Raw genomic sequence first — 14,154 nt, 5'->3', positions numbered from 1 at the left:
GCGGCCCGTTGGGGCGCGAAAGGTACTACGGCGGGCGGTTTTCGGCGGCCACCCACTCAATAAATGAACGGCTATAAGCAAAAGTGCCGCGGCTTGTTTGCGCCGCCCGCGCCGACAGCGCCGGCCGGGGGTTATTTTTGAGCGATTATTCCCTGTTCTATGACCGAGCCTGTCAAAAAGTCCGCTATTCAATACCGGGCCGATTCCATCAAGCGCCGCAACCGCTTTGCCACCGTAAGCGTGATTCTGAGCCTGATACTGGTGTGCTTCTCCTATTACTTTTTTCAAATATTCTATACAACGAATATTGATACCAAGGAGTTGCCGGCCTTCGTCTACATTCACCGGGGCGACAACTGGCAAAAGGCCCTGGTAGCGGCTGAGAATACCGGCGCGGTTATCGACAAGCTCTCCCTGCACTTTGTGGGCAAATTGATGGGCTACAACAAGCCCGGCGCGGTGAAGCCCGGCCGCTACGAGCTGAAAACCGGCATGACTAACCGCCAGGTAATCAATTTGCTGAAGTCGGGCCGCCAGACGCCGCTCAAGCTCACCTTCACCAACGTGCGCCTGCGCCGCGAGCTGGCCAGCAAACTCAGCAAACAGATTGACGCCAGGCCCCGGCAAATAGACTCGCTGCTGAGCAGCCCCAGCTACACCAAAAGCCTGGGCTTCGACACTACCACGGTGCTCTCAATGTTTATTCCGAATACCTACGAGCTGTACTGGAACACCTCGGCCCAGAACCTCATGCAGCGCATGAAGTCGGAGTACGAGAAGTTCTGGACGCCCGAGCGCGACGAAGCCCGCCAGAAGCTGGGCCTGACGCGCGTGCAGGTGAGCACCCTGGCCAGCATCGTGGAGGCCGAACAGCAGCAGCACGCCGACGAGCGCCCCCGCATTGCGGGCGTGTATCTCAACCGCCTCAAGCGCGGCATGAAGCTCCAGGCCGACCCCACCGTGGTGTACGCCAACGGCGATTTCGGCATCAAGCGCGTGCTCAATGTGCACCTGCAAAAAGACTCACCCTACAATACCTATAAGTACGCCGGCCTGCCGCCCGGCCCCATCGACCTGCCCAGCATTGCCAGCCTCAACGCCGTGCTGCACCCCGAGCAAAACGACTACCTCTACTTCTGCGCCAAGGACGATTTCAGCGGCTACCATGCCTTTGCTACCACGCAGGCCCAGCACCTCGTAAATGCCCGGCGCTACCAGGCTGCGCTGACGCGAGCGGGCATTCGGTAGCCCTAGCCAGCATTTTGCCTCACACCTGTCATGCTGACGAAGGAGGCAGCTTATCAGGACAGAACAGCGATAGTGCAAACCTGACAAGATGCTTCGCAAGCTCAGCATGACAAACGCTTTATAAGTAATTTTCAGGTTGCTATGTACCAGTCCGACATCCAAATCCGCGTGCGCTACGCCGAAACCGACCAGATGGGCTACGTCTATCACGGCAACTACGCGGCGTACTTTGAGGTGGCCCGCACCGAGTCGTTCCGGCAGCTGGGCATTCGCTACAAGGATTTGGAAGGGCAGGGGGTAGGCATGCCGGTGGGCGAGCTGCACACCCGCTTTCGCCGCCCCGCCCGCTACGACGACCTGCTGACCATCCGGGTGCTGCTGCGCGAACTGGCCGAGGGCTCGCGGGTGAAATTCGAGTATGAGATTCGCAACGAGGTCGGCGAGCTGCTCACCGAGGGCTATACGCTGATGGTTTTCGTGAGCACGGCTACCGGCCGGCCGGTGGCTATCCCGGCCAGCGTGCGCGAAAAGCTGGCGCCGTACTTTGCCAACGACGAGCCCGACAGCCCCGTGGGCCCGGTGCGCGCCACCCCTGCCGACGCCCCGGCCCCGGCCGCGTTTGGTAAGTAAGTTTTTTTAATGTGAAAATGCGTTGGATATGGACATGTGAAAATGAGCAAACCTGCTCGGATTTCTTGTCCATCTTTCACATTTCCACATTCAACACATTCTCACATCACCAACATGCACGCTCCTCCCGCCCGCCGCCGCGACATGCTGCCCGATGTGCGCCGCCACCGTGCCTACCGCACGGTGATGGCCTGGGGCAAGCGCCAGCGCATGCGCGGGGGGCGCGTCTCGCTCTACGACGTGGGCGACCGCGTGCTGCACGAGCTGCGCCTCGACTCGCTCGAAAAGCGGGCGGCCTACATGGCCTTTAACCTCACGCTGGCGCTGTTTCCGACCATTATTTTCCTGTTCACGCTCATCCCGTACATCCCGGTGCCCAACCTGGATGTGGATATTCTGCAATTCCTGGCCGACATCATGCCTCACGAGCTGTATTCGGCCACGGCGGGCACCATCGAAGACATTGTGCGGATTCCGCACGGGGGCCTGCTCTCGTTTGGGTTCGTGTCGGCGCTGGTGCTCTCGAGCAATGGCATCATGGCCCTGCTCGACGCATTCGAGAAGAAATACCCGTGGTTCAAGCACCGGGGGTATTTTCATAAGCGCGTCATTGCCACGGTGCTGACTTTTGCCCTGGCTTTAATTCTGGTAATCGCCATCGCGGGTATTTTCTTCGGCACTTTCATCATCGACGCGCTGGTCTTTTATGAAATCGTGCCCGAAAGCTCTACCGAGTTTATGATACTGGTGCTGCGCTACGGCTCACTTATCGGGCTGTTTCTCACCACTACCTGCGTTATCTATTACTTCGTGCCGCCGGTGCACGATAAATGGCCCTTTATCTCGACGGGCGCGGTGGTGGCTACGCTGCTCATCTTTCTGGTGTCGTTTCTGTTCACGCTCTACGTGCGCATCTTCAACTCTTACAACCACTTTTATGGCTCTATCGGCGCTTTGGTGGGCTTTATGGTGTGGCTGGAGTTTGTGTGCATGACGCTCATTATCGGCTTTGAAGTGAACGTGAGCATCGACGCCGTAACGGGCCGACTGAATTTGATGACCAATAATAAGTGATTAGTGACTAATTAGTTAAAATAAAGTAGAAAAAAATTAGTCGCTAGTCATTGGTCATTAGTCATTAGCTACCTACTTTTGCAGCCCCAACCACTCAATTGGGACCTTTAGAGAGGTGGCAGAGTGGTCGAATGCGACGGATTCGAAATCCGTTATACCGGCAACGGTATCGGGGGTTCGAATCCCCCCCTCTCTGCGAAATGGTGAAATAGTGCCTTGGCAAAGTAGCTTCCACGCTTCGCCAGATTGCCGTTTTACCATTTTATTTACTAGAGAAGTGGCAGAGTGGTCGATTGCGGCGGTCTTGAAAACCGCTGACTGTAACAGGTCCGGGGGTTCGAATCCCTCCTTCTCTGCAAAAAGCCCCGTTTCCGACCTGGAAACGGGGCTTCTGCTTTTCTAAGGTGGGCTTGCTGCTTAGCGCAGTGCCGAAACTACTTGCCGGCCAAGGGTTTAAAGCTTACTGCCGCGCCGCCGCCCGGGGCCAGCTTCAGCGTCAGAGCCGACTTACTGGTTATGACCTGCCGGGTAATCTGGTAGGCCGTCGGGTTCTGCTGCCAGTCGGCGCCTTTGCCGTCGGCATAGATTGTGGCCTCGTAGCGCTGGCCGGGCGTGAGAAAATCCAGCTTCACGGGCTGCGTACGGGCCTGCTCATCCGTGATGCTGCCCAGGTACCACTCGTTTTTGCCTTTGGCTTTGCGTGCGGTGGTAATGTAGTCGCCGGGCTCGGCAGCCAGCACGCGGGTATCATCCCAGTCTACGGGCACATCCTGAATAAACTGAAAGGCATCGAGGTGCTGCTCGTAGTTCTCGGGAAGGTCGGCCGCCATTTGCAAAGGACTATATAGTACCACGTACAATGCCAGCTGTTTGGCCAGCGTGGTATGCACCTGGCGCTTGCCCGAAGGCTCGAAGTTTTTGAGCTTGAAAATGCCCGGCGTATAGTCCATTGGCCCCCCCATAAAGCGGGTGAAGGGCATAATCGTCTCGTGCTCGGGCGGGCTACCCGTGCTGAAGGCATTGTATTCGTTGCCGCGCCCGGCCTCGCTGGCCATCCAGTTGGGGTAAGTGCGGCTCAGGCCGGTCGGGCGCACCGATTCGTGCATGTCGACCATTACATGGTGCCGGGCTGCCATCTCGGCCACCCGCACAAAGTGATTGCTCATCCACTGCCCGTCGTGGTGCTCGCCGCGCGGGATAATGCGGCCTACGTAGCCGGTTTTCACGGCCGGGTAGCCATACCTGTTCATAAACTGGTAGGCCGTGTCGAGGTGCTGCTCGTAATTGGTAGCCGCGCCCGAGGTTTCGTGGTGCATTATCATTTTCACCCCCTTGCTGGCTGCATACCGGCTGATTTCCGGCACATTAAAGTCCGGATAGGGTGTCACGAAATCAAACACGTTTTCCTTCCAGTTGCCAAACCAGTCTTCCCAGCCCACGTTCCAGCCCTCCACCAGCACGCCCGCAATGCCATGCTGCGCGGCAAAGTCGATGTAGCGCTTCACGTTGGCAGTAGTAGCCCCGTGGCGGCCGGTCGGAATGAGCCGGCCCTGCGGGTCGAGCGTGTCGGCACTGGCGGCGTATTTCCAATCAGAGCGGCCAGTCTGCATCTCCCACCACACGCCCACAAACTTCATAGGTTTTATCCAGTCGGTAGTGGGTAGCTTGTTCGGCTCGTTCAGGTTGAGTATCAGCTTGGAAGTCAGGATGTCGGGCGCTTTGTCGCTGATAACGAGCGTGCGCCAGGGCGTGCGGCTGGGCGCGTGCAAAAAGGCTTTGCCTCCTACGGCACTGGGCACGAGGCGGGCCGTGAGCACGTGGCTGGCGCGGTCGACGTGCAGTTGCATGGCCGGGTAGTTTACCTGCGCCGCCTCATGAATGTTGAGGTATAAGCCGTTGTCGGCCTTGAGCATGAGCGGCGTGGCCACGGCCTGCGGGTCGGGGGCCGCGCGCACGGCAATCTCGCCCGACGACCGCACCTGCGCCGAGTTGTCGACGGCACTTAGCCGCGAGTGCGTGTAGAGATACTCGTTGGTATCGTAGTCGCCGGGTATCCAGAATGCCTGGTGGTCGGCGGGCAGGGCAAACTCGGTCAGCTCGTCGCTGACTACGAAATTGCCCAGCGCCAGCTGGCGCGGAAACTCATAGCGGAACCCCACACCGTCGGCAAATACCCGAAATACTACGTCGAGCCGCCGGCCGGGCGCGGCGGGCTGGCGCAGGTGCACCGTGAGCTGCTGATAATGATTTCGAATGCTCTTCACTTCGCCCCACACGGGCTGCCAGGTTTCGTCCACGTCTTTCAGCTCGCTGCCCGTGAGCACCAGCGGCCCGGCAAAGCCCTGGCCGTCTTCCAGGGCAATACCCAGCCGCGAGGTAGTTACTACTGGCTTCTGGTCGTACGTTACGGCGTAGCCCGGCCGGCCGGCCGTGAGCGAAAACGTCAGCTTTACGCCGCCCAGGCTGGCCGTTAGGGGCGGCGCGGCGGGAGACTGGGCCGCCGCCTGAAAAGCCGGCAGCAGCCACAGCAACAAATATTTTTTCATGGTATAATCGTCGATTTACGCAGGGGAAGCCGGTTGGGCCGGCCGGTGAGCAGGGGGCTGTACCGCCGCAAAGCGGCCTCGCGGCCATCCGCTGCTGCAAACGTACTGCCTGCCCAGAAACATCTGCGGCGCCGCCGCACGTAATCTGAAAGAGGACACGCGGCCGAGCTGAAACCCCGCTCGCAAGGAACCCTGTTTTCAGTACTTTCGGTCAGTGGGTTTTGCCGATGGCTCCAGGTGATGCGCAGGCGGGTAGCCGGCGGCACTTAAGTTCTTTGCACACAGAGAGCCGGCCCGGCCGTGGGGCGGGCTGGTCGGCGCGCTTAGTAAAGCAGCTTGGGAGTGCAGCCTGCCAAACTGCGCTACTACTGAGTAGCTTTGGTAGCTAAAGCCTGCGTAAGCTCATATGTACCGGCAGGGAGGGTGCTGAAGGCCCGGCCGCAGGAAGCGGAAGCGTAGCCTGCACGGCTCCTGGGGCACCGGCTGGCATACTACCCGCTTTGGAGCCGGGTGCGCCAGCGGAAGCCAGTTTTGCCTTTGTGCCACTGCTGCCCTCATTGCTGCTACATTACCTATATTGTACGGCTAAGCTTTCAGCAACCATGTCTTTCCCTACCGCTTTTATTACCAGCTTCCTGCAGCAGTCGCCGCAGGTTTTTTTTGTTTATGAGGTGCAGTCGCAGCGCGTCAGCTATGTGAGTGCTGCCTATGAAGAGCTGCTGCAGGGCCACTGCGAGCGGGTAAACGAGGAGCTGCCGGGGCTACTGGCGCGTATTCATCCCGATGACTACGAGCATGCGCTGGATTGCTGGCAGCGCTGGCGCGGGGGCCAGCTCCGGGAGCCGTTTGAGCTGCGGCTGCGCACACCCGAAGGGCTGGTGCAGCATCTGAGCATCACGCCGCATTGGCTTGCCGGCCCCGATGGCGACCAGGTGGGCGGCTTGCTGGAAGATATTTCGGCCACCAAGACCGCGCTTTGGCATGCCGATAAGTACAACACGAAAAAAAATACGACGCTGGAGATTCTGTCGCACGAGCTGGCTGGTCCGTTCAGCGTCCTTCAGCAAATGAGCGACTATTTTCACGAAGCAGTGGCGCCGCTGCAAGATGCAGCGCTGACAACTGCGATTGACCACATGCGCGACTTATGCCGCGACAGCATAGGGTTGATTCGCGACTTCGTTGACCATGAGTTTCTCGATTCGGTGAACGTAGTGCTGCGGCGCGAGCGGATAGAGCTGGTCGAAAAGCTGCGCCTGCTCATTACGCAGTACCAAACCGGCAGCCGCTACACAGACAAGCATTTCGGGTTTGAGGCAGAAGGAGTGCCGATTTTTGTGGAGATGGACCAGAACAAGTTTATGCAGGTCATGAACAACCTGATGTCCAACGCCATTAAGTTTACGCCCGATGGCGGCACCATTACGCTGCGGGTGGTAGCAACTGCCAGCCACGCGCTGATAACCGTGGCCGATACCGGCATTGGTATTCCGGTAGCGTTGCAGGCGGGCTTGTTTGAAAAGTTTACCAAAGCCCGCCGGCCGGGCCTGCGCGGCGAGCGCAGCACCGGACTGGGTATGTCCATCATCAAGGCCATTATTGAGCTGCATGAGGGAAGTATTTCGTTTCAAAGCACTGAGGGCAAGGGCACTACCTTCCTTATTGAGCTGCCGCTGGCCGGTTAGTCGGCTGCGCGGCCGTAGCCGCACCGGAAGCGGCTACGGCTTGGAGTAGGCGCAAAAAGCCCCATCTCCGATTTGGAAATGGGGCTTTTTACTTAATCGTCGCGTGAGGCGGTCGTTACCGGCCGCCGGGAGGGCAGTTTTCCTTTAAAAACTTCGTGTAGGTGCTGGCCAGGTGGCGGCTGGTGCCTTCACCCTCCGAAATGCTGTGCGTGCGGTTGGGATAGCTCATCAGCTGGAAGGTTTTATTGTTCTTCACCAGCTCATTAATCATCTGCTCGGCGTTGTTGTAGTGCACGTTGTCATCGCCGGTGCCGTGCACGAGCAGCAGGTTGCCGCGCAGGCCTTTGACGTGCGCCAGGGGCGAGTTGTCCACGAAAAAGTGCCGGTCTTCCGGCAGCAGGCCCATGTAGCGTTCCTGATATATATTGTCGTAGTTGAGCTGGTTGTCCACGGCCGCGATGGAAATACCCGTTTTATAAATACCGGGGTACTGATACAGCAGGTTGAGGGTGGAGGAGCCGCCGCCGCTCCAGCCCCACACGGCCACGCGGCTGGTATCAATATAGCTGTTTTTTAATACTTCCTGCGCGCCCATCGCCTGGTCGCGGATATTCAGGCTGCCGATGTTGTGGTAAATAGCCTTGCGAAACTCGCGGCCGCGCGGGGCGGGGGCTCCCCGGTTTTCGAGCGAGGCGTAGATGTAGCCATCATCAGCCATGTTGCCCTGGTAGAGGCGGTTGAGGCCCGTGCCGAAGCGGTCGGTTACGGTCTGGCTGGCCGGTTCGCCATACACGTAAAACACGATGGGGTATTTCTTGCGGGGGTCGAAGTTGGTAGGCTTCACCATCCAGCCGTCGAGGGTCACGCCATCCACGGTTTTTACCTGAAAAAACTCCGTTTTGGGCAGCTTCATATTCCTAGCCTGCTCGGGCACCTCGCCGCCGCTCAGGCGGGTGTGGGCGGGCAGGCTTACCACGTCGGCTACCGGGAAGGTGCCGGTGTTGGAGAAGGTATGCAGCGCAATTTTCCCGTTGGGCGACACGTCGTAGCTGTTCGAGCCGGTGAGAGCGGCGGGCGTTACGCGCTCGGCCTTGCCGCCCTTCAGCGGCACTTTATAGAGGTAAGTCTGGGTGGCATTGGTAGGCGAGGCCATGAAGTAAATGGTGCCCGCCGGCTCGCTGATGGTTGCCACGCTGATAACGTCGTAGTTGCCGGGCGTGAGCAGCTGCTCCTTGCCGGTGCGGTCCACGGCGTAGAGGTGGCGCCAGCCGTCTTTTTCGCTGCTCCACACAAAGCGCTTGCCGCCCTCAATCCAGTTCCAGCCCACGGCTTCGTCCTTGGCATCAACCCAGGCCTTGTCGGTTTCGCTGAAAATCGGCTTAGCCGAGCCGGTGGCCGTGTTGCAGAGAATGATAGTGCTCTCGTTCTGGCGGCGGTTGAGCTGCTGCACTATCAACTCGTTTTTGCCCGACCACTCCATGCGCGGCAGGTAATGTTGCACGGCATCGCCGGGGATATCCATCCACCGGGTAGGGCCGCCGGCTACCGGCACCACGCCAATGCGGGCGCGGCTGGGGTCTTGGCCTACCACGGGGTATTCTACCGGCACCGTGTAGGGATACAGCGCGTCGGTGGTGTTCAGCATCAGATAGTTGCGCGTTTTGGTGGCGTCGAGCTGCCAGTAGGCGAGGCTCTGGCCATCGGGGGCCCAGCGGAAGCCGTCGCGGCAATCCAGCTCCTCTTCATACACCCAGTCGAAGGTGCCGTTGATAAGCCGGTCGGTGCCATCGCTGGTAAGCTGCGTAATGTGGTGGTCGGCTAGGTCCTCCACGTAGAGGTTGTGCTCGCTCACGTAAGCCACTTTTTTGCCATCGGGCGAAAACTTAGCAAACATCAGCGACGACTCGGGCCGGCCCTTTCCGAGTTGGGTTAATTGCTTGGTAGCCAAATCATACACCCAATAGTCGCCACGGGTGTCGTAGCGCCATACCTTCCTGGTATTGGTGTTGAGCAGCACCTGCTTGCCGTCATCGGAGAGCGAAAAGCGGCGCACTTTCAGGGGCGCCGTGGCTCCCTGTGGCGTTAGCTGCTGCTTGCTGAGGATAGTGAGCGCCTGGCCGGTTTTACGGGCATCAAGCTGCACAAGCTCGTCCTGCTGCACTTTCAGGTAGCCGTAGCCATCTTTGGTCCACTGGGTGCCGGGGCCTACTTGCGCCTGGGTGGCGGCGGTGCCGGCCAGGAGCAGGGCTACTGTCACGCCCGCCTGGCGGACTGTGTGCTGTATCATGCGTAAAGAATAAGAGTTGAAGCGTTGAAATTACAGCAGCTTGGGCATAGCCAGGGGCTGCCGGGCTCCAAAGACGCGCAAAGTGGCCCGAGGGCGGCCTGGCCAGCGGCTACTTCTTCCGGAGCCGGCTTTCCTGGTTGTTGCCGGAGCGTCGGGGCGGTGTTTTCACAACCACTGCCCGGTCTCTTTGCGTACCTATACGGCGCGGCTCCTTTTTATCTTCTGCCGCCACTTACCCGGTTTATATGGCTAAATCTGCTGCCACCGCAACTCCCGCCCTTGCCAGCCTGCCCCCTGCCCCCAAAAAAGCTCCCCGGCCTTCTAAAAAGACCGTTGCCCCGGCGAAGGTAGCCGAAGCTGCCCCTGCCTTACCCCCCGACCGCCTCAACCTCATTGCCGAGGGCCTGCGCGAAAAGTCGAGTGCCAAGCAGGCGATTTTTCGGGCCACGCAGGCGGCGTTTATCTTGCTGCGCCAGGTGTCGCAGCAGCTCTGCCTGGAGCTGACGCAGAAAGTGACCACCGATGCCGACGCCAGCGTGCGCATCGAGTGCCTGCCCGTCAATGAGATGGAGTTTCACATCCGCTTCTCGGGCGATTTGCTGGTGTTCGTGATGCACTCCAACATCGTCACCTTCCCCGACGATTTCGCGCTACTCAACACGCCCTACGTGGAGGCCGACTTCCGGCGGCGCTTCTTCGGCCACATTATGGCCTACAACTTCATGGCCGACAGCATTCGCTACCAGCGCCTCAATGACCCCGGCTATCTGCTCGGCCGCCTGCTCATCAATATCGACAGTCACTATTTCCTGGAGGGCGTGCAGCAGCTCGAGCTACCCGACCACGACATGAGCGGCAGTGTTATTACACCCGAAGCCATGCGCCTGTTTGTGGAAAGCGCTATGATTGCGGCCGTCAATAACGACCTCATTGCACCGCCGCTGCCCGAGATTCAGCGTATCAGCGTCAAGCAAAAGCTCGAAAACCAGCAGGTTAGCCGGGGTAGCAAGGTAGGCTTCAGCTTTTCGCACCAGCAGCAGTTTTAGGGCTAGCCTATGTATAAGGGGTATGTATAGATTGCTGCTCTCAAAGTGCCAGGTAGGTAGCCATTTAGCGATGCCTAAAGTGTATAAATACTGCCAGAATTAAGCTGCTGCGCAAAGCACTGGCTGACTACTACAGTTGATAGAAGAGCAATTTCGAGTCCAAATGGTTTTTATATGAAGTAAATTTTTTGAACTTCAAGTGGTTGTGTCATGTTTTTTTTGCTTTTATTTTAGTTGGGGAAACAATGAAGCTGTTTAGGAAGTAGGCGGCGGGGCAATTTTACGCAGTAGCAGCACGGTAAAGGCGAGCCAGTGCAGGCTAGCCAATTTTGCAAGCTGGTTTCATAGCGTACGAGCAGGGCCTTGAAGCCGTCGAGCCAAGCGTTGAGGCGCTCAATGGCCAGGCGGCGGTATAGTTCAGGGAGTAGATGGGTCGCACCTCAAATTTCCCGCTTTTGTGGGAGTCTTTTCTGTTTTACGCTCGACTGACTACTTCCTAAACAGCTTCAATAATAATACAGTTGTAAATTGTTTAGCTTTAAGGTGGCCTAATACCTTACTTTGTGTAATCATACAGCCTTTATTGCGCTGGTTGACTACTCGGCTACTCTTCTTTGCTATGTCTAAGGAAGTTGATGTTATTTCGGTTACGGAGACTATAACCCCGCTATTAAGCGAGTATATTACTGATTTATCAGGTATTTGGAAGTGTTGTTACCTAACTAATAATGGCCCGCTGGTGCAGCCGCTGGAAGTCGATTTAGCGGCGGAACTCGATAGTGCGCCTGTACAGTTGGTAGCCGACGGCACAATAGCATTGCAGCTGGCAATTCAGGAGCTTGTGCTCTGCCTGCCATTCTTCGCGCGCTTATCTACCCAAGTGCAGTGTATTACGGCGCTGGTGCAAGCCGAACTGCGGATAAATCATGCTTTTTCCTTGCCGGTGCCCGTGTATGTCTGAAGCTAAAGTGAGCGTACTCGTGCTAACCTACAATCACGAGTTGTATATTGCGCAAGCGCTTGAGAGCATATTGCAGCAGCAGGTTACGTTTTTGTACACTGTAGTAGTGGGCGTAGACTACTCAACCGACCAGACCCGCGCCATCGTGGAGGAGTATGCCCGGCAGTTTCCCGACCGCATTCGGCCTATTTACCACGAACAACGCCTGGGCGCTGGCGCCAACTTGCAGGCCTGCCTAGCCCTGGCCCACGCGCCCTATCTAGCCTTTTTGGAAGGCGATGATTACTGGACCAGCCCCGATAAGCTGGCCCGGCAGGTGCAATGGCTCGACGAGCATGCCGATTTTGCCATCTGTTTTCATTTTGTAGAAATCATTCAGGACGGGGCACCCATAATGCCGCCGGAATATATCCCATCGCTCCCGACCGGGAAATCGCTTAAAAGTCTGCGTCAGGTATACACGTTTAGCGACAGTTTGCAACAGACCCTCGGCCAGACTGGCTCAATGGTGCTGCGCAATGACCTAAAGGAGCTTCCCAACTGGCTTTTCCAGACTTTCCCTATCGATTTCCCGTTCGTTGTTATACACGCGGCCAAGGGTAAGATATACTTGATGCAAGAGGTGATGGGCTGCTACCGCAGCAACATGAGCAGTAGCTGGAGATTTGCTACCTTAGAGTGGCGTCAGACTAAATTTCTATCCATGTACCACCAACTTGTGCAGCATTATGCTCTCACGGAGCATGCTGCGATGCTGCGACGCGCCCTTAGTAAGCACTATCTCAACTTTGCCGATATGTATACGAGGCGCGGCGCGCTGCCCGCGGCTACCGCCTCCTTGCAGCAGGCCTTGCGGTTGCGAGCGCTCTACCGGCCTAGCCAGCTAAAAAGTCTACTGGCTGTAACGGCCCGATGGCTGCTTTTGCTGCAGCGCGAATGCCTGAAGAATTTTGGGAGAAGAGCTGCCTAGCACGAAAATACTCAACCCGCAGCAGCACAAAAGAATTGAATGTATATAGAGAAGATTATATGAAGCTTGTTATTTATGGAATTGGCAAACAGGCTGAGTGCACGCATTATCTCTTTACCCACGATAGCCCGTACGAGGTAGTTGCCTTTTGTGTAGGCGCGGCCTATCTATCGGCGGTCGGAACGCAGTTTCAAGGCCTGCCGCTAGTTGCGTTTGAAGAGTTAACGGCTTTGTATCCGCCATCGGAGTATAAGCTCTACATTGCTGTGGGCCTGAATAAGGTGCGCCGCCAGCTTTTTGAGGAAGCCAAAGCTATAGGCTACAGATTTGCTAGCTATATTGGTTCCAGAGCCATCACGTGGCCCAATCTAGTGATGGGTGAGCATGTTTTTATCGAGTCTCCCAGCCTCATTCATCCTTTTGTGACCATCGGCGACAATGTGATGATACTAGCCTGCACTATCGGGCATCATACCGTTATTGGTAGCCACAACCTGCTGTCTGTAGCCGTATTAGGAGGCAATTCGCGGGTGGGCGATAACACCTTCATTGGCATGGGTGCCATCATCAACGAGAATGTGCAGCTCGGCCACAACAATATTATCGGAGCCGGTTCGCTCATCGGCAAGCACACCGAAGATAACGCTGTGTACACTGGGGAGTACAGCAAAAAGCGGCTGGTGGATGCCAGCCGCGTTAAGGTATTCAAATAAGGAGCTACTGCGCGCCGCTATATCCCACCTTTTGTCGCACCTTAGCCAGTACGCTTGCTCCGTATTCCTGCGCCCGCCGGGCCCCGATGGCCAGCTGTGCGTCAATCTCGGGCAGGTTGCTCATGTAGAAGTTGAACTGCTCGCGCTCGGTAGCGAAGCGCCGCAGAATCAGCTCGTACAGCGCCTGCTTGGCGTGGCCGTAGCCGTAGCCACCCGCCTCGTAGCGCTGGCGCAGGTCGGCCGTTTCAGACGGCGTGGCCAGCAGCGAGTAGAGCTTGAAAGTGGTATCGGAGTCGGGGTTTTTGGGCGCTTCGAGCGGCGTGCTGTCCGAAATAATGCTGCGCACGGTTTTAAGCAACTCCTTCTCCGGGGCAAAAATGTCGATGATATTGCCGTAGCTCTTGCTCATCTTCTGCCCGTCGATGCCCGGAATGGTCATTAGCTCGGCATCGACGCGAGCCTGGGGCGGCACGAGGGTTTCACCATAGCGATTATTGAATGTTTGGGCGATGTCGCGGGCTATTTCCAGGTGCTGAATCTGGTCTTTGCCCACGGGTACTATCTCCGCATCGTAGAGCAGAATATCAGCCGCCATCAAGACCGGGTAAGTAAAAAGACCGGCATTTACATCCGATAACTTATCACTCTTATCCTTGAAGCTGTGCGCATTAGCCAGCATCGGATAAGGTGTAAAGCACGACAGGTACCACGTCAGCTCCGTTACTTGCGGCACGTCGGACTGCCGGTAAAACAGGTTTTTTTCGGTATCGAAGCCGCAGGCCAGCCAGGCCGCCGCCACGGCGTAGGTATTGGCGCGCAGCAGCGCCGGGTCGCGCACGGTGGTGAGCGAGTGCAAATCGGCAATGAAATACAGCGAGTCGTTGGCCGGGTTTTTCGACAGCTCGATGGCCGGAAGGATGGCGCCAAGCAGGTTGCCCAGGTGCGGGCGGCCGGTGCTCTGGATGCCGGTAAGGATACGGGACATTTACTAACT

The 14,154-nt window shown here is 57.4% G+C and carries 11 protein-coding genes and 2 tRNA genes; 10 read left to right on the top strand and 3 right to left on the bottom strand.

From position 1 onward, the window contains the following. Positions 1 to 159 precede the first annotated feature (159 nt). The 5 genes from mltG (at position 160) to F6X24_RS17310 (ending at position 3,308) form a co-directional block, all read left to right on the top strand. The gene (gene mltG, locus F6X24_RS17330) at positions 160 to 1,248 is read left to right on the top strand and encodes an endolytic transglycosylase MltG (protein WP_151089201.1); all 1,089 of its coding nucleotides are present in this window, start codon (positions 160 to 162) and stop codon (positions 1,246 to 1,248) included. Positions 1,249 to 1,389: 141 nt separating this feature from the next. Continuing rightward, on the top strand, positions 1,390 to 1,878 hold the full coding sequence (locus F6X24_RS17325; RefSeq protein WP_151089200.1) for an acyl-CoA thioesterase: 489 nt from the start codon (positions 1,390 to 1,392) through the stop codon (positions 1,876 to 1,878). Positions 1,879 to 1,992: 114 nt separating this feature from the next. Beyond that, the gene (locus F6X24_RS17320) at positions 1,993 to 2,952 is read left to right on the top strand and encodes a YihY/virulence factor BrkB family protein (RefSeq protein WP_151089199.1); all 960 of its coding nucleotides are present in this window, start codon (positions 1,993 to 1,995) and stop codon (positions 2,950 to 2,952) included. 109 nt (positions 2,953 to 3,061) lie between these two features. Beyond that, positions 3,062 to 3,148: transfer RNA gene (locus F6X24_RS17315), tRNA-Ser, on the top strand. Between the two features lie 75 nt (positions 3,149 to 3,223). Continuing rightward, positions 3,224 to 3,308 (top strand) — tRNA-Ser (locus F6X24_RS17310). Between the two features lie 78 nt (positions 3,309 to 3,386). Here F6X24_RS17310 and F6X24_RS17305 read toward each other — a convergent pair. After that, complete coding sequence (locus tag F6X24_RS17305; protein ID WP_151089198.1) at positions 3,387 to 5,498, bottom strand: glycoside hydrolase family 97 protein; 2,112 nt, start codon at positions 5,496 to 5,498, stop codon at positions 3,387 to 3,389. A 602-nt stretch (positions 5,499 to 6,100) separates the two neighbouring features. Here F6X24_RS17305 and F6X24_RS17300 point away from each other — a divergent pair. Further along, entirely contained in the window at positions 6,101 to 7,183 is a 1,083-nt protein-coding gene (locus tag F6X24_RS17300) for a sensor histidine kinase (protein ID WP_151089197.1), read from the top strand. Positions 7,184 to 7,298: 115 nt separating this feature from the next. On the opposite strand, the gene F6X24_RS17295 is transcribed toward F6X24_RS17300, so the two are convergent. Beyond that, positions 7,299 to 9,470: a S9 family peptidase gene (locus tag F6X24_RS17295; protein ID WP_151089196.1), complete on the bottom strand. Its 2,172-nt coding sequence runs from the start codon at positions 9,468 to 9,470 to the stop codon at positions 7,299 to 7,301. 245 nt (positions 9,471 to 9,715) lie between these two features. Here F6X24_RS17295 and F6X24_RS17290 point away from each other — a divergent pair, with 245 nt between their 5' ends. From F6X24_RS17290 to F6X24_RS17275, 4 genes are all read left to right on the top strand, one after another. Further along, positions 9,716 to 10,516, top strand: a complete 801-nt coding sequence (locus tag F6X24_RS17290; RefSeq protein ID WP_229725200.1) for a hypothetical protein — start codon at positions 9,716 to 9,718, stop codon at positions 10,514 to 10,516. Between the two features lie 619 nt (positions 10,517 to 11,135). Next, entirely contained in the window at positions 11,136 to 11,477 is a 342-nt protein-coding gene (locus F6X24_RS17285) for a hypothetical protein (protein ID WP_151089195.1), read from the top strand. Beyond that, positions 11,470 to 12,447, top strand: a complete 978-nt coding sequence (locus F6X24_RS17280; RefSeq protein WP_191906374.1) for a glycosyltransferase family 2 protein — start codon at positions 11,470 to 11,472, stop codon at positions 12,445 to 12,447. The genes F6X24_RS17285 and F6X24_RS17280 overlap by 8 nt, the downstream gene beginning before the upstream one ends. Next, positions 12,414 to 13,160: an LbetaH domain-containing protein gene (locus tag F6X24_RS17275; protein WP_191906373.1), complete on the top strand. Its 747-nt coding sequence runs from the start codon at positions 12,414 to 12,416 to the stop codon at positions 13,158 to 13,160. The genes F6X24_RS17280 and F6X24_RS17275 overlap by 34 nt, the downstream gene beginning before the upstream one ends. Before the next feature lie 4 nt (positions 13,161 to 13,164). On the opposite strand, the gene trpS is transcribed toward F6X24_RS17275, so the two are convergent. Further along, complete coding sequence (gene trpS, locus F6X24_RS17270) at positions 13,165 to 14,145, bottom strand: tryptophan--tRNA ligase (RefSeq protein ID WP_151089192.1); 981 nt, start codon at positions 14,143 to 14,145, stop codon at positions 13,165 to 13,167. Positions 14,146 to 14,154: the final 9 nt, after the last annotated feature.

Source organism: Hymenobacter baengnokdamensis (genome assembly GCF_008728635.1).
Classification (GTDB): domain Bacteria; phylum Bacteroidota; class Bacteroidia; order Cytophagales; family Hymenobacteraceae; genus Hymenobacter; species Hymenobacter baengnokdamensis.
Note: the sequence above shows the minus strand (reverse complement) of the source record. Positions and strands in the feature narration are given on the sequence as shown.

What these genes read in the sequence shown, in the direction of transcription:
- mltG (WP_151089201.1), top strand. Translation starts at nt 160, where the DNA reads ATGACCGAGCCTGTCAAAAAGTCCGCTATTCAATACCGGGCCGATTCC.
- F6X24_RS17325 (WP_151089200.1), top strand. Translation starts at nt 1,390, where the DNA reads ATGTACCAGTCCGACATCCAAATCCGCGTGCGCTACGCCGAAACCGAC.
- F6X24_RS17280 (WP_191906374.1), top strand. Translation starts at nt 11,470, where the DNA reads ATGTCTGAAGCTAAAGTGAGCGTACTCGTGCTAACCTACAATCACGAG.
- F6X24_RS17320 (WP_151089199.1), top strand. Translation starts at nt 1,993, where the DNA reads ATGCACGCTCCTCCCGCCCGCCGCCGCGACATGCTGCCCGATGTGCGC.
- F6X24_RS17275 (WP_191906373.1), top strand. Translation starts at nt 12,414, where the DNA reads ATGCCTGAAGAATTTTGGGAGAAGAGCTGCCTAGCACGAAAATACTCA.
- F6X24_RS17300 (WP_151089197.1), top strand. Translation starts at nt 6,101, where the DNA reads ATGTCTTTCCCTACCGCTTTTATTACCAGCTTCCTGCAGCAGTCGCCG.
- F6X24_RS17295 (WP_151089196.1), bottom strand. Translation starts at nt 9,470, where the DNA reads ATGATACAGCACACAGTCCGCCAGGCGGGCGTGACAGTAGCCCTGCTC.
- F6X24_RS17290 (WP_229725200.1), top strand. Translation starts at nt 9,716, where the DNA reads ATGGCTAAATCTGCTGCCACCGCAACTCCCGCCCTTGCCAGCCTGCCC.
- F6X24_RS17285 (WP_151089195.1), top strand. Translation starts at nt 11,136, where the DNA reads ATGTCTAAGGAAGTTGATGTTATTTCGGTTACGGAGACTATAACCCCG.
- F6X24_RS17305 (WP_151089198.1), bottom strand. Translation starts at nt 5,498, where the DNA reads ATGAAAAAATATTTGTTGCTGTGGCTGCTGCCGGCTTTTCAGGCGGCG.
- trpS (WP_151089192.1), bottom strand. Translation starts at nt 14,145, where the DNA reads ATGTCCCGTATCCTTACCGGCATCCAGAGCACCGGCCGCCCGCACCTG.